Here is a 25,611-nt window from a genome sequence, read left to right on the forward strand (position 1 = left end):
GGAGCGGCGTCCGGTGACGCATTCTTAGAAGCGCCAGATCGCCGAAGCGGTCCAGCGGTAGCCCCAGAGGTCCACGCTATCGGTCAACGGCGACTCGTAGCCGAGGCGCACGGCGAGGTCACGCTGGAGGCGAACCTCTCCGCCGATCGCGATGCTCAGCGAATCCTCGTCCTCGTTGCCGCCGAAGTTGCCGAGGTCGAGGCCGCCGAACGGCGTGACCGGCGCGCCGTTGCTGAGCGTCTTGTAGTAGTTCAGCTCGACGATCGGGCTGAACATGTCGTTCACCTCGTAGTCGTAGTGAAGGTGGGCCGACAGGCGATCGGAATCACCGTTGACGTTCTCGGAGCCGGTCGCGAAGAGCGCGTTGACGGACAGGCCGAAGTGCGAGCGATCGAAGCCCTTGTTGAGGGCGCCGAACACGCGGAACTCGTCGTCACCGCCGAGCGTGTCATCGTCGCCGATGCCCAGCTCGTAGCCGACGCCGATGGACGCGTGGGTCTGGCTCTCCCAGTCCTGCAGGAAGGCATACTTGATCGCGACCGCAAGGTCGTCGAGGCCAGCTTCTTCCGAGCCGCCGAGGTGCACGTCGTTGAAGCCCAGCTTCGAGACCTGGAACTGGAAGCGCTCGTCGATCGCCTTGCGGAACTGGAAGCCGTACGTGCGCGCGGCCCCGCCGTTCGTCACGCCGTTGCGCGGGAACTGGTGGTTCATGTAGTGGCCGCGGATGTCGCTCGTGATGTACGCATCGTCGTTGTAGTTCGGCGCGGACATCGGGTGCACGATGCGGCGACCGTTCTGGGAGCGCCAGAACGCGCGCGGCTGATCTTCGTCGAAGAAGTAGCCTTCTGAAGGGACGCTCGTGGGATCGTCCTGGCGCAGGTTCGGGGCAGCGAACGACGACTCGACGACGCCAAGGGCGCTGCCGTCGGCATCGTCGATGCGCAGTACGCCCTCGGAAGAACGCTCGAACGCAGCCTCGGACTGGTCCACGGCCTCTTCGATTTCGAGCGGCGTCTGCGCAGCGGCCACGGAGGTGGACAGAAGGAGGCTGGCGCCCAGGGCGCAGAGGCTCCTCATCGTGCGGGGGTTTTCGATTCTCATTGGACTGGGGTGGGGCGCCGACCGGCTGCGGGCTCCGTTCGGAACGGGGAAAGGCGCAGGGCAAGCATCTGTGTGGGGGCCTCCAGGATAGTCATCCCAGACGATAGATGCGCCTCCCGAGATGAATGGAGGTCAATGCGGGCGCTGGAGCGCGGCCAGGACCCGATCTTTCACGCTGGTCATGGGCACCGTGCCCGTCGCTCCCGGGGCGGGTGTGCACTCCCTTCCCTGGCCGAACGGCAGGGTCGAGAGCCAGACGGGCCCTTCCGCGGGGTCGTTCGGGATGAGCCCGTGGCTGCCGCGGATCAGGGTGGCATCCGTGGGGATCACGTCCATCAGGTAGCGAAATCCGAGCTTCTTTTGGGCGAGGCGCCGGGCGACGCGGAGCATCGGCGCCTTGAGCGCGGGGTCGACCAGCATCTCCAGCGGGTCGTAGCCCGGCTTGCGATGGATGTCGACCGTGCGGGCGAAGTCGGGCTCGGCGGCCGGGTCGTCCCAGTAGTAGTAGGTGAACCAGGCGTCGGGGGCCGAGAGCGCCACGAGGTCCCCGGCGTTCGGGTGCGCGATGCCAGCGGCGCGCTGGCCTTCTGCGTCGAGGATGGACTGCACGCCGTCCACTCCCTCGAGGACCCGGAGCGCCTCGGCCGTGGCCGCGTCGTCCTGGGTGTAGACGTGGGCGACCTGGTGATCGACGAGGGCGAACGCGCGGCTGCCGAAGGGATCGAGCACGTCGCCGTTCGGCGTCTTCCGCGCGTGCAGGAGGCCGGCGCGGCGAAGCGCGCGATTGATGTGCACGGGCTTGGAGACCTCGGTGATCCCGTACTCGCTGACGACGATCACGGCGGCGCTCGCCTCGTCGGCGGCCGCCACGAGGTCGCCGACGATGACGTCGATCTCCCTCAGCGCCTCGATCGAACGCGCGGCCTTGGGGCCGAAGCGCTGGTGGTCGTAGTCGAGGTGAGGCAGGTACGCCATCGTGAGCGTCGTGCGCTTCTCGCGCAGCGTCCGAATCGCTGCGTCGGCGATCCAGCGGCTCGACGGCAGCCCCGCCTTCGGGCCCCAGAAATCGAAGAAGGGGAAGGCGCCGAGGGCGGCCTCGGTCTCCTCGCCGAACTCGGGCGGCCAGGCGTAGATCGCGGGGATCTTGCGTCCGTCCGCCGGGTAGTAGGGCCGCGGCGTGATCGAGAGGTCGACGGCCGCTCCCATGTTCCACCACCAGAAGAGCTTGGCGCAGGTGAAGCTCGGGTCCAGCCTCTTCGCGGCCTCGTAGACCTTCTCGCCGTCGACGAGCGCGTTCGACTGGCGCCAGAGGGCGACCTCGAAACTCTTCGGATCCCGCCAGCCGTTGCCGACCGCGCCGTGCTCCGACGGCATGGTGCCCGTGAGCATCGTGGCCTGGGCGCTGCAGGTGACCGCGGGCAAGATCGAGTCCATCGGGGCGACCGACCCGCGCGCCCCGAGGGCGTGGAGATGGGGGGTGATCTCCGGGGAGATCTGGGCCTTCGTCAATCCGACGACATCGAGGAGCAGGACCGGCTGCATGGCGAGATGCTACGTCGTTACCATGTCGCGATGCTCCAGAAGCTCTTCAGACTCTTCTCTAGATCCGGCGTCATCGTTCCTGGGGGCGCGACCCTCGAGGAAGGGACGGCGCGCAGCGTCGACCTGGGAGACCCGCTCGCGGGCGGCAAGCGCCTCATCCTCTGCAAGACGGACGGCGAGGTCCACGTGCTGGACGCGCGCTGTCCCCACGAGCAGGGCGGCCAGATCCAGACAGGGCCGCTCGAGAAGGGCAAGTACGCGATCTGCCCGCTGCACCGCTATCTCTTCGATCCGAAGACCGGCAAGGCCGAAGGCGTCGCCTGCGCGCCAGCGCGGCGCTACAAGGCGAAGAGGATCGGGGACGACCTGGAAGTCTTCGTCTGACGGGGGCGGGTCCGCGGAGGGACCCTCTCGGGCATCAGCGGAGCGTGATCCGCTGGCGGACGTAGTCGGCGATCCCGGCGTCGGTCGAGTTCACGTGAACGATCGTACGCTCGGCGTTGTAGCGCTCGACGAGGACGTCGAGGTGGGCCCCGTTCACCGTCGTCGTGAAGGACTTTTCGACGCCGCGGCTCAGGAGCGGCTGGTTTGTCATCCCAGTTACGGTCTGCTGGACGTCCAGCCAGATCGCCTCGAGATCGCCCTCGATGATCACGCCCTGGGTGCTCATGGCGCCCGCGTGGGGGGTCCGGAGGCTCGACTCCGTCTCCGTGATGCAGCCGGGGAGGGCGGTGAACGCCAGCAACACGAGGGCCGCGGCGGCCGTGCGGGTGGCAGTTGCGACGACGTTGCGCTTGGGCCGCGTGAAGCGGATCTCCAGGTCGCAGCCGGTGGCAGCGGCGACGCGCCGCAGGAGCGGCAGGTCGACACCTTCGTAGCCCGGCGACTCCCAGAGGTCGACCAGGTGCTCCGGGACGCCGAGTCGGGCCCCGAGCTGTTCCCTCGTTAGCCCTGCTTGAATCCGGCAAGAGGCGATGAGCGAGGCCTCGTCGTTGCGGGGGACGGTGGGCTGCCGGCGGGTGTTCAGGTCGGATTGGGTCATCGCTGGTCCTCTTCGCTCGCGGCGTGGGGGGGGGCTGGCGCCGGGGGTGGTTCCGGGGCTATCGGCAGGATCCCCGAAAGACTTTTGGCCTTCGATTACGCTTATGCGCGATGCCTGAGCTTCCGGAAGTCGAAACCACCGCCGCCCTGGTGCGGCCGCACCTGGAGGGGCGCGTCATCACGGGGGCCAGGGCGAGCTGGCTCCGCTCCCTGGGCGGACCAGCCGTCGCCGAGTTCGAGGCAAGCGTGGTCGGATCGCGCATCGCCGAGGTGACACGGCGGGCCAAGTGGGTGGTCCTCCATCTGGAGCGTGCCGGCCGGCCCGCGGGTTCGATCCTGTGCCACCTCCGGATGACGGGGAGGCTGGTGGTGGATGCCCAGCCGGGCCACGCCGATCGGGAGGGGGCCTTCGAACGTGTCTCCCTGGGGCTTCGGGGGCCCGCGGGAGGCACGGCGACCCTTCGCTTCCTCGACGTACGGAAGTTCGGGCGCTTCCGATTCGTGGAGGACCACCTCGAGGCCCTCGCGGACCTCGGCCCGGAGCCCCTGGGGGAGGAGTTCACGGAGGAATGGCTGATCCGGGCGCTGAAGGCTCGCAAGCGGGTCTTGAAGCCCTTGCTTCTGGACCAGACCTTCCTGGCCGGGCTCGGGAACATCTACGTGGACGAGAGCCTCTTCCAGGCGGGCCTCCACCCGGAGCGCTCGGCTCACCAGGTGCCGAAGGACCGAGCCCGGGCGCTGCACGGGGCGATTCAGTCGACCCTGCGCCAGGCCATCGAGCGCGAGGGGTCCAGCTTCGACGCCTTCTACCGGACCCCGGAGGGCCAGCCGGGCAGCTACCAGCATCTCTTCCGAGTCTATGGTCGAGAGGGCAAGCCCTGCCCGACCTGCGGCCGCCCCATCAAGCGCCTCGTGGTGGCGCAGAGGGGGACACATATCTGCACGAGATGCCAGCCAGCGCCTCGCGCTCCGGGAAAGCGTCGGTAAGATCTGCGCGCCATGATCGAAACGACTGACTTCAAAAAAGGCGTCTGCCTCGTCTACAAGGACGAGCCCTGCATCATTGTCGACTACACCGTTTCGACGCCCACGGCGCGCGGCGGCAACACCATCTACAAGACGAAGCTCCGCAATCTCAAGACCGGCCAGCTCTACACCGACTCGATCCGCAGCGGTGAGAAGTTCGGCGACGTGGACCTCGAGCGCCACAAGGCCAGCTACCTCTACAACGACGGGTCTCGCTGGTACTTCATGGACGATGAGTCCTATGAGCAGTTCGACCTCGGGAAGGAGGACCTCGGCGGTGATGAGCTCTATATCACCGACGGGATCGAAGGCATCCAGGCGATGCTGATCGACGGTGTCACGGTGTCGATCCAGCTTCCGCTGAGCGTGGCCCTCGAGGTCATCGAAACCGACCCGAGCATCAAGGGGGCGACCGCCCAGGCGCAGCTGAAGCCAGCGGTCTGCTCGACCGGGCTCAACGTGCCCGTGCCCGCCTACGTCGAGATCGGCACGCGGATCAAGGTGGATACTCGCGACGGTCACTTCATCGAGCGGGAGAAGTAGAGCCCCCATGAAGGGGCCGGATTCGAACCCGGCCCCTCACCGGGTCTACCCTCGCATCCGCCAGACCGAGTCGACCTCGGGCACCGACGGCCATTGCTCGGCCGCCATCGACAGGTACAGCGTCACGTCGCCCACGTCGTACTTCTTGTCGAGTTCCGCGACCGTCGCCGCGACCTTGTCGCCCGCGGGCTTCTGCTCCTCGATGTTCTGAACCATGCCCTCTTCGTGCTGGACGTCGGTCCCATCGAGGAAGTCGATCACGAGATCCTTGGTCTTCGTCATCAGGTAGGTGCCGAAAAGCTCGTAGCAGAGCTCGGCGTTTCCACCGCGGATCAGCAGGGACTGCGCGGTCTTCGCGCGCTTCTCCATCGGCAGCTTCTTGATCGCCAGGGGGCGGAACTTCAGGACCTTCGCCACCTCGCCATCCAGCGGCCCGTAGCCGTCCTGGGCTAGCTGTTCGTAGATGGCCAGGAAGCGATCTTCCTTCATGGCCTTGAGCTGTTCGATGACCTGCATGCTGGGAGAGTTTCGGGCCGAAGTCTCGACTTCGGAACTGGGTGGGGCGAGTGCGTGGCGCGGCCGCTTGCCGCGTCGCCGTGAATCGGCCGCGGACTCTAACAATTCGGAGCCCCCATCGGGGAGAATGCCGCCATGCAGGACGCCCGCGATCCGTTCCCGCGCGCCGAGGCCACGTTCGCGTTCCTCGCGGGCCTCTTCATGGTGACGCTGGTCCTCACCAACGTCATCGGCACGAAGCTCTTCGAAGTGGGGGTGCCGGCCTTTCTCCAGGGGCTGTCCGGCGGCCCGACCGTCACCCTGACCTCGGGCATCATCACCTATCCGCTGACCTTTCTCCTGACGGACACCGTGGCGGAGATCTGGGGCCAGCGGCGAGCGACCTTCATGGTCTGGTCCGGGTTCATCATGAGCTTCCTGATGCTCCTGATCCTGCAGATCGCGATCCATCTGCCGCCCTCGCCCATCTGGATGCTCGATGGATTCGGCTTCGGAACTCCTGAATCGACCCAGAACGCCTTCCACGCCACCTTTTCGGCCCCGGGGACGCTGCTCTTCGCGTCCATGACCGCCTACCTCGTCGCGCAGCTCTTCGACGTGAGGCTCTATCACTTCTGGTGGAAGGTCACCGGTGGCAAGCACCTCTGGCTGCGCAACAACGGCTCCACCTGGATCAGCCAGCTCGTCGACACTGCGATCGTGAACTCCATCTTCCTGCGCTTCGGGCTCGGGATGGAGTGGGAGCCGATCGGGGCGATCATCGTGGCCAACTACGCCGTGAAGGTGCTGATGGCGACCCTGGATACGCCGCTCATCTACGCCTCGCGGGCGGGGCTGGAGCGCTGGCTGGGCATCGCGCACGATCCGGCCCGCGCCGAAGCCCCGCTCGCGTGAATCGCGCGCCGCGCCCTGCGCTCCATGGGCGCCGGGCGCGGAACGCGGGGCGCGGCTACGGGCGGCGCGTCAGGAGATCGAGGTGATCGTGACCCTGAAGATCGCGGCCTTCCCGGCCAGGGGATGGTTCGCATCCAGGATGACGGCGTCCCCGTCGACCTCGACGATCTTCGCGTCGATCTCGCCTTCGGTTCCGTCGTCCGCTTCGACCCCGACCATGATGTCCTGGCCCTTCTCGAGCTCGAGGTCATCCGGGAAGTCCTCGCGCGGCACCGTGACGATCGATTCCAGGCTGTACTCGCCGAAGGCCTCGCCGGCTGGCGTCGTGACCTCGAACTCCTTGTGGAGCTCGGCGCCCACGAGCGCTTCCTCGACCGACGGGGGCAGAGCGCCCTCGCCGATCACGATCTCCAGGTCCTCGTCGGGATCACTCGTTTCGACGACCTCTCCGTCCTCGCCGAGGACCTCGAGCTTGAGGCTAACGGTTGACCCGTGACTCGCTATCTGATTCGGCATGGTAGGGGGCGTTGTCGTTGACTTGCGGGGAGGAAGCCCCGGTGGTGGGTGCTTTCGCGGCGGGGGAATCTGCCGCGACGGAATCTGCGGCGGAAGAAGGGGTCCCAGGGGGCTGCGGCGTCAGGCTGGCCGCCTCGTCGGCCTGGATCTCGAAGCGCGGCGCGAGGTAGGTGTAGCCGGCGAGCGCCGACTCGTAGCGCTTCCAGAACTGCGCGGACTCCTCGTAGGTGAGGTGCCCGGCCTGGAGCGCGTCTTCCACGCGGCCGCGGAGCTGGCGCAGGAGGTCGGCCTCGGCGTAGTCGACGTACTCCAAGACCTCGCGCACGCGATCGCCGCGGAGCACGTGGACGAGCTTGGGCGTCCCGTTCTCGGCGAGGTCGACGTGCACCACGTTCGTGTCACCGAACAGGTTGTGCATGTCGCCGAGGATCTCCTGGTACGCGCCGACGAGGAAGAAGCCCATGAAGTAGCCCTCGCCGGGCTTCTGCTCGTGGACTTCCAGCGTGCTCTTGACGCCTCGCAGGTCGATGAAGCGCTGGATCTTGCCGTCCGAGTCGCACGTGAGGTCCGCGATGACCGCGCGGCGCTTCGGCTCTTCGTCGAGACGGTGAATCGGAACGACCGGGAACATCTGTCCGATGGCCCAGGCGTCGGGGAGCGACTGGAACACCGACATGTTCAGGAACAGCGTGTCCGCGAGCGCCTTCTCGAGGTCGCCGACGTCCTCGGGAACGTAGTCGGCCTTGCGGCCCATCGCGAGCACCGCGTGGCAGGCGCGCCAGTAGTGCTCTTCCACCTGGGCTCGCTCGTCGAGGCGGAGCTGGCCCGTGTTGAAGAGAAGCATGGCCTGCTCGCGCAGGTCGCCGGCGTCGTGGAGCGTCTCCAGGTAGTTCCGCGCGGTGATGTTGCCGCTGAGCTCCGCCATCGAAACGACGACCTCGGGCGTATCCTCGGTGACTTCGAGGAGAGCCGGGTCGTCGTGGGCGTCGAACGTCGTCACGCCCATGGCCTCGGCCACGAGGACCGCGTGGTGGGAGACGAGCGCGCGCCCGGACTCGGTCACGATGGTCGGCGCGGTGATGCCGTGCTCTTGCACCGCTTCGTGGAGCGCGTAGACGACGTCGTTCGCGTACTCCTGGAGCGAGTAGTTCCTGCTCGATTCGAAGTCGGTGTTCGAGCCGTCGTAGTCGACGCCGAGACCGCCACCCGCGTCGAACCAGCGGATGGTGGCGCCCAGCTCCGTGAGGCCCGCGAGGATGTTGGTGGCCTCGCGCATCGCCTGCTTGATCGAACGAATGTGCGTGATCTGGCTACCGATGTGGAAGTGCAGGAGTTCCAGGCAATCGAGCATGTCCTCGCGCTTCAGCGTGTCGACGACGCGTACGATCTCGCGCGTGGTCAGGCCGAACTTCGAGCGATCGCCGACCGAATCCTGCCACCGACCCGAGGAGCGGATCGACAGCTTCGCACGCACTCCGATGCGCGGGCGAATGCCGAGTTCCTTCGACGCTTTGATGCAGGTCGCGAGTTCGGTGAACTTCTCGACGACGATGATCGACGTGATGCCCAGCTTGCTGGAGAGGATCGCGGTTTCGACGTACTCGTCGTCCTTGTATCCGTTGCAGATCATCAGCGCGTGTTCGCCGGCCTCCATCGCGATGCCCGCGATGAGCTCCGGCTTGCTGCCGACTTCGAGCCCCATGCCGTGCTTGCGGCCCTCGTCCATGAGCGTCTCGACGACCGAGCGCTCCTGGTTCACCTTGATCGGGAACACGCCGCGGTACGGCGCTTCGTAGCCGTATTCCTGTCGCGCGTTGTTGAAGGCGCGGTTGATGTCCCGCACGCGGGCGCGCAGCAGCCCGTCGAAGCGCAGGAGCAGCGGCGTGTGCACCCCGCGCCTGCGAATCTGGGCGACGAGCTCGTACAGATCGATTCCGGGACCCTTCTCCTCGTCGGTCGCTTCCGGATAGATACTGATCCGACCCTGCTTGTTCACGCTTACGTAGGGCTGCCCCCATTTCTCGACGAGATAGAGGTCAGCGCTGTGTTCGGTCGTCCAACGGGTCATGCGGCGGTACTCCTGCTCGGGAGCCAAGGGAGCGAAACACGCGACGACCCGGCCGGCCGCCGCGTTTCGCGGGGGCGGAAGAATACCGCCCTGTCCGTCCTGGCTGGTGAGTTCAAACCAGGAAGACCGCAAGGAAGTCGTGCGGCATCGGGTTCCAGATCGCTATTTTCTTGCCATGACGCGGATCAGGATCACCAAGAGTCTCCCCAGCCTTCTGAAGGGCATCGACGCCCTTCTCATCATCGCCCCCAAGGCGCGCTTCGACGACGGATCGTTCCTCGACGCGCTGCCCGAGCCCATCATGCGGCTCGCGCTCGACCTGGCGAGCGACCTCGACCCGGGCCTCACGGGGCTCGCGGCGGGGACTCTGACCGGGGAGGAGCCCCGAAAGCTGGCGATCGGGGTGCTCCCCGACGAGGTGTCGCGGCATAACTCGCCCTCCCGGGCGGAGGCCATCCGGCGGGTCGTGGCGCAGTCGAACACCGGCAGGAGCGGCAGCGCCGCCATTCTCCTCTTCCTGGACGACCCGGATCACTTCGCCGCGGCCGCCTGCGGCGTCGCCAGGGCGCTTCCGCTGTTCCAGCTCACGAGAAAGTCCGGTCCGGGCTCCAGCGCGCCGGTGGAATCGAAGCAGGGCCCCAAGCTCGGGATCATGGCGATCGGCCCGGACGAGGCCCCGATCACGCCGCCCAAGTGGCTGTCCTCGGTCATCGACTACTCCCGCGAGGCCGGGCGCCTCGTGGACACGCCGCCCACGGACCTCAACCCCAAGGCGTTTCAGGACGAGGCAGCCAAGCTCCTGCGCGGCGTCAACGGGCTCACCCGGAAGGCCTTCGTCGGCGACGCGCTCCTCCGGGCGGGCCTTGGCGGCATCCACGCCGTGGGCCGCGCCGCCGTCGAGGAGCCGCGGATGCTGGTCTTCACGTACAAGCCGACCACGAAGGCGAAGGGCAGCAAGCACATCGCCCTCGTCGGCAAGGGCGTGACCTACGACACGGGCGGGCTCTCGCTGAAGATCAGCGGCGCCATGGTGGGCATGAAGATGGACATGGGCGGCGCGGCGGCCGTCCTCGGGGCGTTCTGCGCGCTGGTCAAGGGCGGCGCTCCCTGCACCGTCAGCGCCGTGATCTGCCTGGCCGAGAACGCCATCGGGCCCGCGTCGTTCAAGAACGACGACGTGATCTGGATGCACAGCGGCAAGTCCGTGGAGATCAACAACACGGACGCGGAGGGGCGCCTGCTCCTCGCCGACGGCGTCAGCTACGCGGCCCGGAAGCTGAACGCGGACATCGTCATCGACATCGCCACGCTGACCGGCGCCCAGGGAGTCGCCACCGGCATCATGCACGGGGCGCTCGTGGCGGACGATGCACAGATCGAGGCGACGATCATCGAGGCCGGCCGCAAGAGCGGCGATCTCGTCCATCCGCTGCCCTATGCACCGGAGTTTTACAGGGCGGAGTTCAAGAGCCAGATCGCCGATATGCGCAACTCCGTGGCGAATCGGGCCAACGCCCAGTCGAGCTGCGCGGCCGAGTTCGTTCACTGGCACATGGACGACACGGATGCCCGGTGGGCCCACGTGGATATGGCGTATCCTGCGATGCGCGGCGGTCGGGCGACCGGCTATGGCGTGGCGCTTCTGGCGCAGGCCGTCCGCGATCTCGCCTGATCTCTCCCGCCTTCCTCACTCGACGGCCCCTCATTCGACTCTCCATGCTGCTTCACACCTTTCTCGCTCCCCTCGCCCTGGCGTCGGTCGCAGGTCCCGCCCAGCAGGATCACTACGGCTGGATCCATCTCTTCGACGGCAAGACGCTCGAAGGCTGGACCGAGAAGGGCGGCCCCTACGACGGTGACGCGGACTGGTCCGTCGAGAACGGCGTGATCCTGGGCCGCGAGGCCGAGGGCGCGCGCGGCGGCCTGCTCTACACGGAGCAGCTCTTCGGCGACTTCGAGTTCGAGTGCGACGTCAAGATCAACGCGCCGTTCGACAGCGGCATCTTCGTCCGGATGCTGCCGCAGAAGCGCGGCGCTCAGTTCACGCTGGATGACAGGCCAGGCGGCGAACTCTTCGGGATCTACTCGAACGGCTACCTCTTCCATCAGTCGGGCGGCGACGCGGCCTGGCGTTCGGGGGAGTGGTGCCACACGCGCGTGCGCTGCGTCGGTCATCCGATGCACCTCATGGGCTGGATCGACGGCAAGCTCGTCGTCGACTACCAGGTGCCCGAGGGCATGGACGAGGCGTTCACGCCGGAGGGCCGGATCGGCATCCAGGTCCACGGCGGGATGAACGATCCCGAGGACGCGGCCGTGCGCTTCAAGAACCTGCGCGCGCGCAGGCTTCCGCCCATGGCCGGTGAGAACTTCACGGTCGACGAGAGCGGGATGATGACGCTGACGGCGGTGGGCGAGGCCAGCGGCTGGCAACCGCTCTTCAACGGCGTCAACCTGGACGGCTGGGTCCCGAACGGCGGCAGCGGCCCCATGACGGCGGAGGCCTTCGAGGCGGCCGGCTACCGCGCGCGCAACGGCGTGATCGAAGCGCTGCACTCCGGTACGGCGGGGGAGATCCGGACGGCGCGCACGAACTACCGAAACTTCCAGCTGCGGATGGACTTCCAGCTCACGAAGCTCGCGAACTCGGGCGTGTACCTGCGCTCGGTCGACGACGGCACGAACCCGAGCTTCAACGGCACCGAGGTGCAGATCCTCGACGACTTCAACTGGGAAGCGGCCTCGGGGTCGAAGCTCGCGCCCTACCAGTTCACGGGTGGCCTCTACGGGGCCGTGGCTCCGTCCAAGAGCGCGCTCCGTCCGATCGGTGAGTGGAACACGTACCTCATCACGTGTGTCGGCAGTCGCATGAACTGCGCGCTCAACGGGACTCTGCTCTGGGACGTGGACACCGCGACCCTGGAGCCGAAGGGCGGCCCGCCGTTCGCGGAGCGCGCCAAGGCCGGCTTCATCGGCATGCAGCGCCACGGATCGGCCGCCGAATCGGAGAGCGAAGTGGGCGCTTCGTTCCGCAACCTCTTCATCCGCGAGCTGCCCGAGATGGGCCCGTCCGCGCGCTGATTCCTTCCCCGAGACCCCACGACTCCCCTCGCCGATGCACCTGCGTCTCCTGCCCAGCGCGTTTCACCGGATCCCGGCCACGGACGGTCTGCCGCCGTCCCAGCCGCTGACGAGCTTCATCCTTCGGAGTGATCTCGGTCCGGGGCCGCTGGCGGTGGACGCGGGCAGCCTGGGCATGGTGGGGGAGGCCGAGGACATGGCTCGGATCCGCGACGTGCTCCTGACCCACGCGCACATCGACCACATCGCGACCCTTCCGATGTGGCTCGAAGCCCTGCTCTCGAAGGATCGGGCGCCGATACCGGTGCACGCGACGAAGGAGACGATCGAGGCGCTGCGCGCTCACTTCTTCAACGACGTGATCTTCCCGAACTTCGAGGAGCTGAAGGAGGAGGACGGGCGTCCGCTGATGCAGTTCCGGATGGTGTCGCCGGAGGAGCCGTGCGAGATCGCGGGCTTCGAGGTTCTCGGTTTCCGGGTCGACCACCCGGTGCCGACGACCGGCTACTGGATCAGTGACGGTGAGGACGCCGTGGTGTTCGCCTCGGACTCGGGCCCGACGGAGCGCCTCTGGGAAGTCGTTCGCGATCAGCCGAACGTGCGAGCGGTGGTGCTGGAGACGAGCTTTCCGGACTGGATGGAACACATCGCGCGGCCGTCGGGTCATCTGACGCCGATGCTGCTGGGAGAGGAGCTTCGGAAGGTGCCGGACGGCGTGCGCGTGCTCATCACCCACATGAAGCCAGCCTACCGCGGCGAGATCATCCGCTGCGTCGAGGCGCTGCGGGATCCGAGGGTGGAGCTCCTGGAGCCGGGATCGGAAGTGACGATCGGCGGAGTCACGCCGTCCTCTGGACCGCCGTCTCTCCCAGCACATCCCCCAGAGCCTCTACCAGTCGATCCATCTCGGCCACGCTGAAAACGATCGGCGGCTTGATCTTCAGCACGTTGTGATGCGGCCCGTCCGTGCTGATCAGGATCCCCTTGTCGCGCATTCGACCCGCGACGTACCTCGCCGCAGCGCCATCCGGCTCGCGCGTCTCCTGGTCCTTCACCAGGTCCACGCCCAGGTACAGCCCGCGCCCGCGCACGTCACCGATCCACGGATACCGCTCGGCCATGGGCTCCATCCGCGCGAAGAACCTCGCGCCGACTCGTTCGGCGTTCTCCTGTAGGCCCTCGGCCTCGATCACGTCCAGCACCGCCTCGCCGATCGCCACGGACACGTTGTTCCCGCCGAACGTCGCAAAGAACTCCATCCCGCCCGCGAAGCGCTCCGCGATCTCCCGCGTCGTCGCCACCGCCGCGATCGGATGGCCGTTTCCCATCGGCTTGCCCATCGTCACGATGTCCGGCCGCGCCCCCTGCTCTTCGAACGCCCAGAAGTGGCTGCCCACGCGGCCGAAGCCCACCTGGACCTCGTCCGCGATCGCCACGCCGCCCGCGGCTCGGACCGCGTCGAAGGCCCCCGCGAGATAGCCCGCAGGCGGCACCACCTGGCCGCCGCAGCCGATGATCGCTTCCGCCAGGATCGCGCGCGGACGGCGGCCTTCCGCCGCGAGCCGCTCGAGGATCGCTTCGACCTCGGCCACGTACTTCGGCCCTGAGTCCGCTCCGCGATGCACGCCGCGGAACGGATCCGCGATCGGGATCACGTGCACGTCGCCCGGAGGCGCGAAGCCGCCCGAGCCCGCGAACTTGTAGTGACTCCGCGCGACCGTCGCCCCCGTGTGCCCGTGGTAGCCGTGCTCCTGGACCAGCGTCTCGGTGGCCCCATCGGTGGCAGCCGTCGCGAGGCGCAGCGCGACCTCGTTCGCCTCGGACCCGCTGCAGACGAAGTAGATCACCTCCAGGTGGGGAGGCAGCTTCGCCCGTAGCTTGTCCGCATACCGCAGAAGCGTTTCGTTCAGGTAGCGCGTATTCGTGTTGAGCAGCGCCATCTGCCGCGCGCCGACGGCGACCACGTGCGGATGGCAGTGGCCGACGTGGGGGACGTTGTTCACCGCGTCGAGGAACGCGTGGCCCTCGGCGTCGAAGAGCGTCGTCCCGCGGCCCTTCACCATCTGGACGGGGCGGTCGTAGCTGATCGACATCGACGTGCAGAAGCGCGCGCGCCGTTCTGACAGGACATCCTCGGTTCGCGGCTCTTCCGCTGCGCAGGAGTCGAGCCCCAGGAGCGGCGCGGGATCCGGCGAGATCGCGGTCCAGACGCGGCGGCGCCTGGGGGATGCCACGCCGGGCAGGTTCCCCGCCTCCTCGAAGCGATCGAGGTAGACCTGGAAGTGCAGGTGCGGAGGCCAGCCGCCGTTCTCGTGCTCGCCGCCGAACTCTCCGATCAGGTCACCCGGGAAGACGCGGGCGCCCGGCTGGAGTCGCTTCAGCACCTCGCCGTCGAGGTGTCCGTACAGCGTGGCGAAGGCCGGGCCGTCTTCGGGCTCGTGCTCCAGGATGACCGTGGGACCGTAGTCGAGCGCGAAGTCGTTGCGCTGTACGCTCAGCACCGTGCCCTCCAGCGGCGCGAACACGCGGGTCCCGGCCGGGCCGAAGAGATCGACCCCGAGGTGAATGGTGCGCGGCTCGGGCCCGTCTTCGCGGTTCTCCGAGAAGGCCTCGGTGTCGTACAGCAGTCGGGTCTCGTCGTGGTAGCCAGCGGCGGCCGCGGCCCCGGAGGCCCTGCGGATCGCCTCGACGCGCCCGCCCCATTCGGCCATGGAAACGTCGAGGCCCGCGTCGGTCGGATCCGCGAGCAGCAGCGGCGAATCGATCGACAGGTCCACCCGTGGCGCTTCCTCCAGCGCCGTCCCGAGCACGGGCGCGAAGTCCGCGCGGTGGAGCTCGGCCCAGGTTCGAAAGCGCTCCGTCGCGTCCCCGAGAGGTGCGAGCCCGGCCGCTTCGCGGAAGACCGCGGTCGCGTAGCGCGGATGCACGCGCTCCAGCTGCTCCAGCACGCGCCAGGCGGGCGCGGCGCTGACGAGGTGGTAGGGATCGACGTCGTCGCCCGCGGCGCGCTCGCTCGAAACGGCGACGCTCATGGCGAGCCTGAGGCGCGCGAGGTCGAAGACGCAGTCGAACTCCTCGTCGGTCAGCGGGAACTCGGCGTGGAAGCCCGCGACGAGCCGCGCCATCGCCGTGAGCGGGTCCTTCTTGTCGAACGCCACGTAGGCCGCCGCGATGGCGGGCTCCGCCACGAGCGCGGTGTAGCAGGCGTCGCCGAAGTCGATGAGGCCGGTCACGCGGCTCCCGGCGGTGGTCGCTTCCACCAGCAGGTTGTTCTCGTTCGCATCCTGGTGAACGACGGCGCAGCGCAGCCTCTCGACGGCCGCTTCGACGGTGTCCACGTGGCGATCCAGGACGGCCTCGACGAGCCCGCGCCGGGCCTTGTTCTCGATGAAATGAAGCCGCGGGAGGATCTCTTCCGGAGCGTCGAGGAGCGTCCAGCTCGGCCCTCGAACGTCCCCTTGGGGCGCGAACTCGACGGGGCGGCCCTGGAAATCCGCCAGCGCTGTCGCGAGCTGGCCCAGGACCCGCCCGAAGTCCTCGATCAGCTCGGGCGAGTGGGGGTGGACCCTGGAGAGAAGCTGCCCGGGCAAGAACGTCAGCAGGCAGGCGTCGACGTCGCGGCCGTCCCAGCGCACGCTCTGGATCCGCTCGCCCTCGCCGACGAAGCGCTGGAGGCGAGCGGCCAGCTCCGGCCGGGCCGCGCAGGCGTGATCCGTCAGGTCGCGCAGGAAGGAGATCGTGGCCCGCGGGGTCCCGGAGACGAAGAGTCGCAGCAGATAGACCTCCCCGCGGGCGTCCTCGACCCGGAAGTTTCGGTCCTGATCGCCCGGCAGGGCCTGAACGCGAGCGCTCCTGGGCTCACCTGGCCCGCCCAGGTCCAGCCCGAAGGCCTCCCGGGCGATCTCCGCCGCCGCGGCCACTTCTCCGTTCGCCAAGCTGGTGTCCATGGCCGGGGAGGGTAGCCCAGGGGCCGCGGCTCCGTGCCGTGCCGTCCGACGGTTCTTCAAAGGGTTTTCGCGGAATGCGTCGATGACTCTGCTTGACGAATCCGGCTCTTCCGCCCCGCGACCGACCCGACGACATGAGCGACCACGTTTCACCTGAGGCCTCCACGGACCCAAGATCCAGCGACGCCCTATCCAGCCACGCGGAGCCCATGGACACCGACGCCATCGCCCGCGCGGTCACCGCCACGGGACAGGCCGTCTCCGAGGTCGCGATGGAGGCCCTCGCCGAGCTCAGGAGGCGCGTCCAGTCGGTCGTATCCGTCACCGACGAGGTGCTCGAGCCGATCCTCGTCGCGCTCGTCGCGGGCGGGCACTGCCTGATCGAGGGAATTCCCGGTACCGGCAAGACGCTGCTCTCCCGGACCCTGGCGCGCTGCCTCGATTGCACGTTCACGCGCATCCAGTTCACGAACGATCTGATGCCGAGCGACATCGTCGGATCGTCGGTCTGGCGCGCTGGCGAGGAGACCTTCGAGTTCCTGCCCGGCCCGCTCTTCTCGAACGTCGTGCTCGCCGACGAGGTGAACCGCACCAGTTCGCGCACGCTTTCGTGCCTGCTCGAAGCGATGGAGGAGGGCGCCGTTTCCGTGGACGGCAAGACCATGAGCCTGGGCACGCCGTTCGCCATCCTCGCGACGCGCAACCCCATCGAATTCCACGGCACGTTCCCGATCCCCGAGGCCGCGCTCGATCGCTTCCTCGTCCACGTCGAACTCGGCTACCCCGACGCCGCCTCCGAGCGCGGGCTCTACCGCGCGCGGGCGAGCGAGGCATCCCTGGAGCAGCTGAAGCCGGCGCTGACCCGCGAGCAGCTCGTGCTGCTGCAGGCCACCGTTCCCACGGTCCAGGTCTCCGAGCCCGTCGCCGAGTACGCGTACAGCATCGTCCAGGAAACGCGCAGCGACGAGTCGGTGGCGCTCGGCGTCAGCCCGCGCGCGGCGGTTTCGTGGCTGGTGGCGGCGCGTGCGCGCGCGCTCATCCACGGGCGCGACTACGTGCTTCCCGACGACCTCAAGGCGCTCGCCGTTCCGGTCCTGAGTCACCGCGTGTTCCTGAAGGGCGGCGGCAGCGCGCTCCGCGTCATCGAGGGAGCCCTCGAGCGCGTCCCGGTGACCCTCTGATTCGAGGGGCCTCTTGAAGCTCACGCTGTTCGGAGTCCGCTCGCTCGTGTTCTACGCGACGGTCGTCGTCGCGTACGTGTCCGCGCCGTACGTGAACCTCTTCTTCCTTCTGCTGGCGTTCCTGACGCTGCACTGGATCCTGGCGTTCGCCTGGACGTCGAGCAGCCTGCGCGGCCTCACCGCGCAGGTGGACGAGCTGCCCGCGGTCGTCGCGAACACGCCCGCGCGAGTCGCCGTCCGGTTCCACGCCGAGCGCGGGCGCCTCTTCGACGTGAACGCCACGCTGCTCGTCCAGTTTCCTGGCCAGAAGCGGCCCCTTCGCGCCAGCGGCGGCGTCGCCGTGCTCAGTGGACGCGCGCAGTCGAGCCTGGCCGTGCCAGCGCTCCCGCGCGGCGTCTATCCGGTGTTCCGCGCCGAGGTCTGGTCCAGCTACCCCTTCGGCCTCATGAAGCGGATCCTGACCCTGGCGGACGCGCCCACGGAAGTCGTCGTGTTCCCGCAGCCTACGTCCGTGACGGACGCCTCGGGCGGAAGGACCGCCGAGGACTTCGTGCGCGACATGCTGGGTTCGAACGTGAGCGGCGACGGCGACATGCAGCCCTCGGGCCTTCGGGACCGGCGCGAGGGCGACAGCCTGCGCTCGATCCACTGGCGCGCGAGCGCGCGGCGGGGGAAACTCGTCGTTCTGGAGTGGGAAGGCGGCGGGGGCGAGGGCCTCGAGGTCGTTCTCGATCGCCGCTGCTCGGCGGCTGAGCTCGAAGAAGCACTCTCGGATCTGTCGGCTCTCGTGCAGTTTGCGCGTGAGGGCAAGGAGGTGCTCGCGATCCGCAGCCAGGACCTCAACATGACCTTCGGTGAAGGGCATGAGCCCTTCGATCGCGCGCTCTACTTCCTCGCGTCCGCGCAGGTGATTCCCATGGACGGCGCTGCGCCTCCTGCGGTGTCTCCCACGGTCCTGCGACTGCCCCGGAGGTCCCTCAGTGCTTGAGCGCCGGATGCTCCGCTCCGCCGCGAGCGAGATCGAAAGCGAGGACGCGATCCCGAGTCCCTCCCTGCACGCCTGCATGGTCGGGCTCGTGCTCCTGAACCTCGTCTTCGTCCAGCTCACCGAGGCCGCCAGCCTCGCCTGGCTCGCGCCGCTCTACGTTCTGACGCTGACGTCGTCGTTCTTCGCGCGCTTCAAGGAGCGCTTCGTCTATCGCTCTCTGTGGAACCTCGGCGTGCTCGGCTTCTTCACGCTGCTGCTGCGGCACGCGATGTCGGCGGACCTCGCGTTCGTGCTCCAGGACGGGCTGACGCTCGCTGCGCTCTGCCAGGTTCACCTCTTGAACAACCTGCACCGGGATCAGCGGCCGGACCTGCTCTTCCTGAACTCGTACCTGATCGCGATCATCACCGGCTACATCACGGTCGATCTCGGCTTCGCGGGCGCGTTCCTTGCCTACGTGCCGTTCTACGTGCTCGGGCTGCAGTTCCTGTCCATCTTCCGTCCGGACAGGCGACTCACGCGCGCCGAGGCACGGGCGGTGGCATTCGACGGGGCCAAGCGTTCGTTCGTGCTCCTCGGGTTGGCGCTCGCCGTCTTCGTTTTCTGGCCCCGGGACTTCCAGCGCGAGGCGCTTCTGTCGCGCTACTTCGAGTTCAGTCCGAACGATGCGCAGGCCAAGGTGGACTTCTCGGAGTCCCTGGAGCTCGGAGAGCGGGGCGGCGCAGACGCTGATCTCGGACGCGTGGTGATGACGATCTCGCCCGCGGGGAGTCCGGTCGAGAATCTCCCTTCTCTCTGGCGAGGCACGACCCTCGGGCAGCATCTGAGGGATGGATCCTGGGCGAAGCTCAAGGGGCCCGTGGCGCAGATGGACACGGGCGATGCGAGCTGGCGGGCAGGCCCCACGGACCGGTCCGTCGTTCGACCCGTGCGCGATCTCGCCGGGGACCTCGAGCCTGGCGACGCTTCGGGGGAAGAGCAGGCGATCGAGGAGCCCCAGCGCGTTCGAGTGACGCGGGCGGGCGGGTCGACCCGGGTACTCTTCATGCCCCAGGACACGGCGATGGCGGAGCTCGGGCCGCAGCACTCGCAGGGGATCTTCCAGGCGGAGCGCGACGGAACGCTGCGCTATTCGAATCCAGGCGAGCTGCGCTACGAGCTCCTTCTGTCTCCGATCGAATCGTCGGGAGCGCCGGATCCGAGGGCGTTCTTGAAGCTCAATCCGTCCATTCACACGAGCACGGCGGCGGACCTCGCAGCCAAGCTGCGTGAACGTCTGCCCGACGAGGCCAGCGCTCCGGAGATCGCGGATCGCTTCTCCAGCTACCTGCGCGACCGCTATCCCTACAGGCTGCCCGCCAGCGGCAAGGGCGAGGAGGGCGCGGACGGACCGGCCGATACGCTCCACGCGTTCCTGACGTCGGAGCGCGGCGGCCACTGCGAGTTCTTCGCGTCCGCCCTGGCGACGATGCTGCGGTCCCAGGAGATCCCGTCCCGCGTCGTGACGGGGTTCCGGGTGGGTGATCGCGATCCCGAGACCGGCATGTGGACGGTCCGCTCGACGTCGGCCCACGCGTGGGTGGAAGCCTGGCTCGAAGGGGAGTGGGTCACCTTCGACCCGACGCCAGCGGCGGATCCGGATGCCGAGGGCGAGGGCTGGATCGACCGCGCGAACGCGGCGCTCGTGGCGCTCTGGACGCGGGTGACGACGTTCGATGCGGAGAGCCGCGCGATCCTGACCGCGTGGGTCCAGGCGGCTCCAGGACGCTTCCTGTCCCTCTGTCGGGCCCATCCCACCGCGTCGGTCGGGGTGGCGACGCTGCTCGGCCTCGTGATCGCCTTCCTTCGCAAGCGGCGGCGAGAGAAGACTCCGGCCAGCATCCGCGCGCTCCGCGCGACGATGCGCTCGGCGAAGGTCGAGCTGGAGATCGGGGAGACGCCGCGGGCACTTCTGGGCCGAGTCGAGGCCATGGGCGAGCTGGACGTGGAGTCCGTGAAGAGCCTGCGGAAGGCCGTGAACGAACACGAGCGCGAACGCTTCGCAGCGCCGCGCCCGTGAGGATGGAGCGATGAGCAAGAGGGGGTCTTGCTCACGCTGTGAGCCAGCCGGTGGAGACTCCTAGAGCTTCAGCGTGCTGGCCCAGCTCAACCGGGGGTATCCGCTGAGGATGTTTCCGGCCGAGTCCCACGCTCCGAGGAAGCCGAAGAGTTGCACGTCGCCGATGCTCGCGGTGGCTGGCAACGGAATGATGAGCTCGGACGTATCCCCCGGCCCCATGTCAGAGCGTGGAATCCAACCGGTCAGCGCCCCAAGGGAACCGTTGAATCCCACGAAGAACGTGACAGCCTGCGCCTCCGGAAGGCCGGCGCCCCCGTAGCCGGTCAGCAGCACATGCAGATCGTCCGGGTTGCCCTGGTTGGGGCGCACGTTGGCCCGCCTTGCGGCGCTGATACCGACACGATTTCCGGTAGCCCAGAGGCCGGGGGGGGTGGCGGACTGAACCCAGCCGAATGGGTTCGCGGCGGTGGCCACTTGATCATCGTAGCTACCAATCTCCGGGTCGAACGTGCAGAGGGCATCGGCCTCGTCACCGTCGACGGCATCGGAGATGTCGAGCTTGTCCGTGAGCTTCGTGTTGGAGTTTGCCTTCAATGGCCGCGAAGTGAGCTTTCCGTTTCCGTTCAAGTCGTTCCGCTGCATCACCATGAGCTGGCTCGGGAACCCTGTCTCCTGGGTCGACGAGAACAGGAATACCCCGTTATCCGCGTCCATATCGAGTGCGTCGACGTCGATCAAGTCAGGGTTGACCGAAGTGCCATTCGCCAGCTCCACGCGCGACACGTGAACGAACGGCATCTGCCACTCGTTGCCGCTGAAGGTCATGCCGTAGATGTCACCCGGGTGGGCGTCGACGAGGCTACCGGAACCGTCATCGGCGAAGGCCGCGGTATTGCCCGCCTGGTACCATTCCTTGGAGACCGAGAAGTAGACCGTGTTCTGATCGCCGGTGAAGAAGACAGAGGCCGCGGTGGACTGGTTGTACGTCAGCGCTCCGAGCGGGTAGTCGAGGCTCGTGATGTCCTCGGGCCCGTTCTGCGCAAACCCGAGGTCGGCACGCCGGGTCTCGACCAATGTCTTGCCCCTCAGGTTGACGTCGAGCGCGTTGTTGGGATCCAGGTAGTGGGCAATGATCTCGGCGCCTGGATCGATCTGGTTGGCACGGACGCGGCTGATATGGCCGTTGTTGATCCCGTTCGATCCGTTGGAGACAGACACCGCGATCGCCATCCAGTTCGCAATCGTGGCGCCCGCCAGGAGCGGGACCCCGTCCGAGTCGAACCGCGGAATGCGGCTCCGCCCCGTGCTGAAAGCATCCATCGCCACCGGGGAGTTCGGGCCCTGCAGGCTGAACGGGTGATTGGTGACGAGCTGGGAAAACGTGAAGTCGGCGACCGTGGTGTTCGTCCCCGGAGCCCAGCTGCCGATCGGAGCGGAGATGCGCCCGGGAGGCTTCAGCTGCAGTTCGTCGTCGGCACTCGCGAGCGTCAACGTGGCGGCCCAGGCTGGAGCCATGCCACGGTGGATCTGCGGGTTGGGCGAATTGGGAGTGCTGCCGCCTTGGGCAGCCATCATCGCGAGCGAAAGCGTGAGGATCATGGTCGGAATTCTTCTGAAAGGGGCAAGGACGCGGCTCCAGCCGCACGGGGATGGTTTGGGTCAGATCAGTCCGCTCGCTCCACGAGGTCGCCCGCTCGGACGGTGTCTCGCACCGATTCGAGGAAGGAGCGCAGGTAGGGCCCTGCCTCGGGGGGGACAGTTTCAGGGAAAGTCCTGCACAGGAAGTCGAGGAAGTAGACGGAGAATTCGTTGGTCTCGTGCAGCGCGAGGCCCGCGACGAAGAGCGACGGCAGATCGTCCGAACGGAGTCCATCGACGAGCAGCCGAAGCGATTGGTATCGACCGTTCTTGCCGTCGGGATCGCCTTCCCGGCAGGCTTCGAGCGCGCGGTCACTCCAGGACCCCATGGCGACCTCGTCGCCTTCCATCCAGCGAGCGATGGCCTCGTTCGTGATCGTGAGGGCTCGAAGGAACGCTCGCTGCGACTCTGGCCTGAGGCTAGCGACCTCGATCCGCTCCAGCGCTTCGTCGGTCAGTCCGGCCCCCGTCGCCGAGCGAATCCAGTATTCGTTCAGCTTCGGATGGTCCGGGATCAGCCGGTCCCCGAGTTCGACGAGGCGATCCACGTCTTCGTGGCGGCGGAGCTTCTGCGCGGCGAGGGCCGCGTTCTCCAGCGTGGGGACCGAGTAGGGCGAGAGCTTCAGCGACTCCTGCGTCATGTCGAAGGTCTGGTTCCAGCGACGGAGCGTGCCGAGTGCTGTCGCGATGAGCGAGGCGCTCATCGCGCTGCGATAGCCGAAGTCCGACTCCAGTTGCCTGGCCTCCTTGAGCATGGCCTGGGCGGCGTCGTCGCGCGCCTGCGGCCGCTTGGACCTGGGGTGCTTGTCGATCTCCAGCGAAGCGCAGAGCACGGCGAGTTCACGCGCGTGGCGGTGTCCTTCGAGGCCCGGCATCAAGAAAGACTCGCGAGCCGTCTCGCGGCGGAGCTGGCGGAGTTCGTGGTAGCCGAACAGGTAGTGATCGAGCGGCACCTCGGCGGCGGGCAGGCCCTCGAGGACGAGGTCGCCAGCGCCGGCCCCCGGCGAGAGCTGCCCGTAGGCATCAGCCAGTCCCCGGGCGTAGGGGGTCCCAAGTTCGCGGGCGATCGCGCGCATGTCTTCGGCCGCCGCAGCAGCATCGCCGAAGTCGAGCCGCAGGGACGCGCGAAGCGCGCGCGCTGCGACGGGGTGCTGGCCGCTCCTCACCAGGCGATCGAGGGTGCCGAGCATGGCGGTGCGATCGTCCTCGGTGGCGATCATCCGCATGGACGGAATCGTGACGGTGAGATTCGCGGGGACGGCGGCCATCGCGGCGATGCCTTCCTGGACCCTGGCTTCCTGGCGCTGCCCATGGAGCCAGCGCGCCCCCAGGAGGACCGCCACCAGGGCGACCGCGACGGCGGCTCCCCGCAGCGCGCGGGAGGTCCGCGCCTGACGCAGGATCCGGCCGGTCCGACCGACGGGTCGAACGCTGACGGGGCGGTGATCCAGGAACGCGTGGAGGTCCTGGCTCAGATCGGCGACGCTGCGGTAGCGCCGTGACGGACTGCGTTCGAGCGTGTGCTCGATGATCGCTCGCAGGTCCTTCGGCAGATCCGGTGCCAGCCGTTCGATGGGGGCCGGTGCGCGCGTCGCCAGGGCGTGGATGACGTCGGAGGCCGATCCCACGTAAGGGGGCTGCCCCACGAGGGCGTGATGGAGCGTGGCGCCAAGACCCCACACGTCGAGGCCGTGGAGTTCGCCCTGTTCGCGCCGTGCGCGCTGGCCATCGAGGGCTTCGGGCGCCATGTAGGCGGGCGTGCCGATGGAGACGCCCGTGCCCGTCAGCTCCGCATGGCCTTCGACGTGGGCGATGCCGAAGTCCACGAGGACCGCCTCGCCGCTCGTCCGGATCATGATGTTCGACGGCTTGATGTCGCGGTGGACGACACCGGCCCGGTGGGCGGCGAGCAGGCCGTCAGCGAGCTCCGCGATCCAGCGGACGACCTGGCGCTCGTAGGTCGACTCCGTGGGAGTCATGGACGGAGCGTTCAGCGCGCTGCGCAGTCGCTCCGTCCAGTCGTCACTCTCTCCTTCGGGTCGGTCGAGGAAATCGGCGAGCGAGATTCCCTCCACGTTCTCCATGACGAGGTAGGGCTCGCCCGACTCCGTCAAACCGCTGTCGTGGACCGTGACGATGGACGGGTGACGCACAGCGGCCAGGGCCTTCGCCTCGCGCTCGAATCGTTCGGGGCTGGTCGCGTGGAGGTCCAGCGAGTTCCCGAGGACCTTGATCGCAACACGGCGGTGGAGGCGAGTGTCCTGGGCGGCCCAGACGGCGCCCATGGCGCCCGAGCCGATCCGTTCCTCGACCTCGTAACGGTCGCGAAAGAGCGGCGTTCCCTCTGAATCCAGCGCCTGGCGCTGGAGCGAGGGGAACCGTCCGGCCAGGCGAATGGCGGCTTCCACGCGCGGCTTGAGGTCGGGCCGGTGCCTGCACAGCCAGTCGATCGACGTGCCGTCGCCGTCCTCTTCGATCAGCTCCAGCGCCTGGGCGACCAGGTGGGCGAGCGTCGGGTCGTCCTCGCTTTCGAGCTCTGGATCCGGAGCCGACTCGGGGGTGGGAGAAACAGTCAAGGGAGGCTACCTGTGCTCGAGGCGCTGGGTCAGGATCGCCTGTGCCTTGAAGAAGGCGCGACGAGCGGCATAGGGCGACGAGTAGCCGAGCGCTTCGGCAAGCGCGTCGAACGAGTGGGTCTTCTCGAAGCGTGCTCGGAGGAGGAGGCGTTCCCGCTCTTCGAAGGTTTCCAGTGCCGCGCGGTAGCGGCCGACCTCTTCGTCGAACTCCATCGAGTCGGATGGGTCTTCCTCGCCCGATACGCGCAGCTCGGCTTCGTTTTCGTCGACGGCCTTGCGGCGGTCGCGCTGGCTCGCGTGGTGGAAGCGGATCGAGTCGACAATGCGGTTGCGGACGATCATCGCGAGGTAGCCGGCAAAGGCGTCTTCGGAGTTCCCGGAGAACGCGCGGAGGTCGCGGAGAGCGCTCCGGAAAACCTCCTGAACCACGTCGCCGGTGCTGAATCGGGCGAGCAGCCAGGGGCGCTTCGCCCGCAGTTCGATCGCGAGGCGGCGGTGGACCATCGTCTGCACGACGGGGTAGAAGCGCTCGAACAGCGTGTTCAGCGCCACTTCGTCGCCCGCGGCCGCGCCCTTCAGCTGCTCCTGGAAACGCTGCATCGAGGCGTCGAGCTGAGAGGACCCTGAAGAGACTCCGGGGCTGCGATCCGACGCCTTCGAAGCGGGATGCTCCGGGGTCGCCGAGTCCGATGAGCAGGCGAAGGACTCCGTCGGCGGCTCGGAGGGGGCGGGATCGTGTGTCGTCTTCATGGTGAGGTGGGAAGGAACGTTCTCCTTCCACTATCCATGGCGGCTGGGCTCCGGGGCACTGGCGATTCGATTTGATTTTTTTTCTCTGCGGCCTCCGTGTGCGGCCCCGGGACCCGGGCGGCGAGGAGTCACGAGATGGGCCTT

20 protein-coding genes are annotated in these 25,611 nt (G+C 67.9%); 10 read left to right on the plus strand and 10 right to left on the minus strand.

The window, feature by feature from the left end:
- Nucleotides 1–24: 24 nt before the first annotated feature.
- Both Poly30_RS05925 and Poly30_RS05930 read right to left on the minus strand, forming a co-directional pair.
- Nucleotides 25–1,077, minus strand: a complete 1,053-nt coding sequence (locus Poly30_RS05925; RefSeq protein WP_419191013.1) for an outer membrane beta-barrel protein — start codon at nucleotides 1,075–1,077, stop codon at nucleotides 25–27.
- A 156-nt stretch (nucleotides 1,078–1,233) separates the two neighbouring features.
- Nucleotides 1,234–2,643 carry an alkaline phosphatase family protein gene (locus Poly30_RS05930; RefSeq protein ID WP_145195253.1) on the minus strand — a complete coding sequence of 470 codons (1,410 nt, stop codon included), beginning with the start codon at nucleotides 2,641–2,643 and terminating at the stop codon, nucleotides 1,234–1,236.
- Nucleotides 2,644–2,673: 30 nt separating this feature from the next.
- Between Poly30_RS05930 and Poly30_RS05935 the strand changes: the two genes are divergently transcribed.
- Nucleotides 2,674–3,027 (plus strand): Rieske (2Fe-2S) protein, encoded by a 354-nt coding sequence (locus tag Poly30_RS05935; protein ID WP_145195255.1) that lies wholly within the window; start codon nucleotides 2,674–2,676, stop codon nucleotides 3,025–3,027.
- A 34-nt stretch (nucleotides 3,028–3,061) separates the two neighbouring features.
- Here Poly30_RS05935 and Poly30_RS05940 read toward each other — a convergent pair whose 3' ends face one another.
- On the minus strand, nucleotides 3,062–3,685 hold the full coding sequence (locus tag Poly30_RS05940) for a helix-turn-helix domain-containing protein (protein ID WP_145195257.1): 624 nt from the start codon (nucleotides 3,683–3,685) through the stop codon (nucleotides 3,062–3,064).
- A 110-nt stretch (nucleotides 3,686–3,795) separates the two neighbouring features.
- Between Poly30_RS05940 and mutM the strand changes: the two genes are divergently transcribed.
- Complete coding sequence (gene mutM, locus Poly30_RS05945) at nucleotides 3,796–4,671, plus strand: bifunctional DNA-formamidopyrimidine glycosylase/DNA-(apurinic or apyrimidinic site) lyase (RefSeq protein ID WP_145195259.1); 876 nt, start codon at nucleotides 3,796–3,798, stop codon at nucleotides 4,669–4,671.
- A 12-nt stretch (nucleotides 4,672–4,683) separates the two neighbouring features.
- Complete coding sequence (locus Poly30_RS05950) at nucleotides 4,684–5,253, plus strand: elongation factor P (RefSeq protein WP_145195261.1); 570 nt, start codon at nucleotides 4,684–4,686, stop codon at nucleotides 5,251–5,253.
- A 45-nt stretch (nucleotides 5,254–5,298) separates the two neighbouring features.
- Here Poly30_RS05950 and Poly30_RS05955 read toward each other — a convergent pair whose 3' ends face one another.
- Nucleotides 5,299–5,769: a hypothetical protein gene (locus Poly30_RS05955; protein WP_145195263.1), complete on the minus strand. Its 471-nt coding sequence runs from the start codon at nucleotides 5,767–5,769 to the stop codon at nucleotides 5,299–5,301.
- 135 nt (nucleotides 5,770–5,904) lie between these two features.
- Here Poly30_RS05955 and Poly30_RS05960 point away from each other — a divergent pair, with 135 nt between their 5' ends.
- Complete coding sequence (locus Poly30_RS05960) at nucleotides 5,905–6,663, plus strand: queuosine precursor transporter (protein ID WP_145195265.1); 759 nt, start codon at nucleotides 5,905–5,907, stop codon at nucleotides 6,661–6,663.
- Nucleotides 6,664–6,732: 69 nt separating this feature from the next.
- On the opposite strand, the gene Poly30_RS05965 is transcribed toward Poly30_RS05960, so the two are convergent.
- Together Poly30_RS05965 and speA are read right to left on the minus strand one after the other, a co-directional pair.
- Complete coding sequence (locus tag Poly30_RS05965; protein WP_145195267.1) at nucleotides 6,733–7,179, minus strand: FKBP-type peptidyl-prolyl cis-trans isomerase; 447 nt, start codon at nucleotides 7,177–7,179, stop codon at nucleotides 6,733–6,735.
- Nucleotides 7,142–9,247 (minus strand): biosynthetic arginine decarboxylase, encoded by a 2,106-nt coding sequence (gene speA / locus Poly30_RS05970; RefSeq protein WP_145195269.1) that lies wholly within the window; start codon nucleotides 9,245–9,247, stop codon nucleotides 7,142–7,144. The genes Poly30_RS05965 and speA overlap by 38 nt, the downstream gene beginning before the upstream one ends.
- A gap of 175 nt (nucleotides 9,248–9,422) precedes the next feature.
- Between speA and Poly30_RS05975 the strand changes: the two genes are divergently transcribed.
- From Poly30_RS05975 to Poly30_RS05985, 3 genes are read left to right on the plus strand one after another with little or no spacing between them, the layout of a single operon-like run.
- Nucleotides 9,423–10,919 (plus strand): leucyl aminopeptidase family protein, encoded by a 1,497-nt coding sequence (locus Poly30_RS05975; RefSeq protein ID WP_145195271.1) that lies wholly within the window; start codon nucleotides 9,423–9,425, stop codon nucleotides 10,917–10,919.
- A gap of 44 nt (nucleotides 10,920–10,963) precedes the next feature.
- Nucleotides 10,964–12,328 carry a 3-keto-disaccharide hydrolase gene (locus Poly30_RS05980; protein ID WP_145195273.1) on the plus strand — a complete coding sequence of 455 codons (1,365 nt, stop codon included), beginning with the start codon at nucleotides 10,964–10,966 and terminating at the stop codon, nucleotides 12,326–12,328.
- A gap of 34 nt (nucleotides 12,329–12,362) precedes the next feature.
- Entirely contained in the window at nucleotides 12,363–13,247 is an 885-nt protein-coding gene (locus Poly30_RS05985; protein ID WP_145195275.1) for a 3',5'-cyclic-nucleotide phosphodiesterase, read from the plus strand.
- Here the strand turns inward: Poly30_RS05985 and Poly30_RS05990 are convergent.
- Nucleotides 13,168–16,275 (minus strand): aminotransferase class III-fold pyridoxal phosphate-dependent enzyme, encoded by a 3,108-nt coding sequence (locus tag Poly30_RS05990; protein ID WP_145195277.1) that lies wholly within the window; start codon nucleotides 16,273–16,275, stop codon nucleotides 13,168–13,170. The two genes, Poly30_RS05985 and Poly30_RS05990, sit on opposite strands and share 80 nt — an antisense overlap.
- Nucleotides 16,276–16,409: 134 nt before the next feature.
- Here Poly30_RS05990 and Poly30_RS05995 point away from each other — a divergent pair, with 134 nt between their 5' ends.
- Genes Poly30_RS05995 through Poly30_RS06005 form a run of 3 tightly spaced genes read left to right on the plus strand, consistent with a single transcriptional unit; the run spans nucleotide 16,410 to nucleotide 20,503 of the window.
- Complete coding sequence (locus Poly30_RS05995; RefSeq protein ID WP_419191014.1) at nucleotides 16,410–17,456, plus strand: AAA family ATPase; 1,047 nt, start codon at nucleotides 16,410–16,412, stop codon at nucleotides 17,454–17,456.
- A gap of 13 nt (nucleotides 17,457–17,469) precedes the next feature.
- The gene (locus Poly30_RS06000; protein WP_145195279.1) at nucleotides 17,470–18,444 is read left to right on the plus strand and encodes a DUF58 domain-containing protein; all 975 of its coding nucleotides are present in this window, start codon (nucleotides 17,470–17,472) and stop codon (nucleotides 18,442–18,444) included.
- Between the two features lie 7 nt (nucleotides 18,445–18,451).
- Nucleotides 18,452–20,503, plus strand: a complete 2,052-nt coding sequence (locus tag Poly30_RS06005) for a transglutaminase TgpA family protein (RefSeq protein WP_145195281.1) — start codon at nucleotides 18,452–18,454, stop codon at nucleotides 20,501–20,503.
- A 60-nt stretch (nucleotides 20,504–20,563) separates the two neighbouring features.
- Here Poly30_RS06005 and Poly30_RS06010 read toward each other — a convergent pair whose 3' ends face one another.
- The 3 genes from Poly30_RS06010 to Poly30_RS06020 form a co-directional block, all read right to left on the minus strand.
- Nucleotides 20,564–22,102, minus strand: coding sequence for a hypothetical protein (locus tag Poly30_RS06010; protein ID WP_145195283.1), 1,539 nt, complete (start codon nucleotides 22,100–22,102; stop codon nucleotides 20,564–20,566).
- A 65-nt stretch (nucleotides 22,103–22,167) separates the two neighbouring features.
- On the minus strand, nucleotides 22,168–24,717 hold the full coding sequence (locus Poly30_RS06015) for a serine/threonine-protein kinase (protein WP_145195285.1): 2,550 nt from the start codon (nucleotides 24,715–24,717) through the stop codon (nucleotides 22,168–22,170).
- A 6-nt stretch (nucleotides 24,718–24,723) separates the two neighbouring features.
- Nucleotides 24,724–25,467, minus strand: a complete 744-nt coding sequence (locus Poly30_RS06020) for an RNA polymerase sigma factor (RefSeq protein ID WP_145195287.1) — start codon at nucleotides 25,465–25,467, stop codon at nucleotides 24,724–24,726.
- Nucleotides 25,468–25,611: the final 144 nt, after the last annotated feature.

Origin of the sequence: Saltatorellus ferox, from assembly GCA_007751475.1 — a bacterium.
Lineage (GTDB): Bacteria > Planctomycetota > UBA1135 > UBA1135.

Bases quoted from the DNA above. Each gene is read 5' to 3' on its own strand.
- Poly30_RS05925 (WP_419191013.1), bottom strand. From the start codon at position 1,077: ATGAGGAGCCTCTGCGCCCTGGGCGCCAGCCTCCTTCTGTCCACCTCC.
- Poly30_RS05930 (WP_145195253.1), bottom strand. From the start codon at position 2,643: ATGCAGCCGGTCCTGCTCCTCGATGTCGTCGGATTGACGAAGGCCCAG.
- Poly30_RS05935 (WP_145195255.1), top strand. From the start codon at position 2,674: ATGCTCCAGAAGCTCTTCAGACTCTTCTCTAGATCCGGCGTCATCGTT.
- Poly30_RS05940 (WP_145195257.1), bottom strand. From the start codon at position 3,685: ATGACCCAATCCGACCTGAACACCCGCCGGCAGCCCACCGTCCCCCGC.
- mutM (WP_145195259.1), top strand. From the start codon at position 3,796: ATGCCTGAGCTTCCGGAAGTCGAAACCACCGCCGCCCTGGTGCGGCCG.
- Poly30_RS05950 (WP_145195261.1), top strand. From the start codon at position 4,684: ATGATCGAAACGACTGACTTCAAAAAAGGCGTCTGCCTCGTCTACAAG.
- Poly30_RS05955 (WP_145195263.1), bottom strand. From the start codon at position 5,769: ATGCAGGTCATCGAACAGCTCAAGGCCATGAAGGAAGATCGCTTCCTG.
- Poly30_RS05960 (WP_145195265.1), top strand. From the start codon at position 5,905: ATGCAGGACGCCCGCGATCCGTTCCCGCGCGCCGAGGCCACGTTCGCG.
- Poly30_RS05965 (WP_145195267.1), bottom strand. From the start codon at position 7,179: ATGCCGAATCAGATAGCGAGTCACGGGTCAACCGTTAGCCTCAAGCTC.
- speA (WP_145195269.1), bottom strand. From the start codon at position 9,247: ATGACCCGTTGGACGACCGAACACAGCGCTGACCTCTATCTCGTCGAG.
- Poly30_RS05975 (WP_145195271.1), top strand. From the start codon at position 9,423: ATGACGCGGATCAGGATCACCAAGAGTCTCCCCAGCCTTCTGAAGGGC.
- Poly30_RS05980 (WP_145195273.1), top strand. From the start codon at position 10,964: ATGCTGCTTCACACCTTTCTCGCTCCCCTCGCCCTGGCGTCGGTCGCA.
- Poly30_RS05985 (WP_145195275.1), top strand. From the start codon at position 12,363: ATGCACCTGCGTCTCCTGCCCAGCGCGTTTCACCGGATCCCGGCCACG.
- Poly30_RS05990 (WP_145195277.1), bottom strand. From the start codon at position 16,275: ATGGACACCAGCTTGGCGAACGGAGAAGTGGCCGCGGCGGCGGAGATC.
- Poly30_RS05995 (WP_419191014.1), top strand. From the start codon at position 16,410: ATGAGCGACCACGTTTCACCTGAGGCCTCCACGGACCCAAGATCCAGC.
- Poly30_RS06005 (WP_145195281.1), top strand. From the start codon at position 18,452: ATGCTCCGCTCCGCCGCGAGCGAGATCGAAAGCGAGGACGCGATCCCG.
- Poly30_RS06010 (WP_145195283.1), bottom strand. From the start codon at position 22,102: ATGATCCTCACGCTTTCGCTCGCGATGATGGCTGCCCAAGGCGGCAGC.
- Poly30_RS06020 (WP_145195287.1), bottom strand. From the start codon at position 25,467: ATGAAGACGACACACGATCCCGCCCCCTCCGAGCCGCCGACGGAGTCC.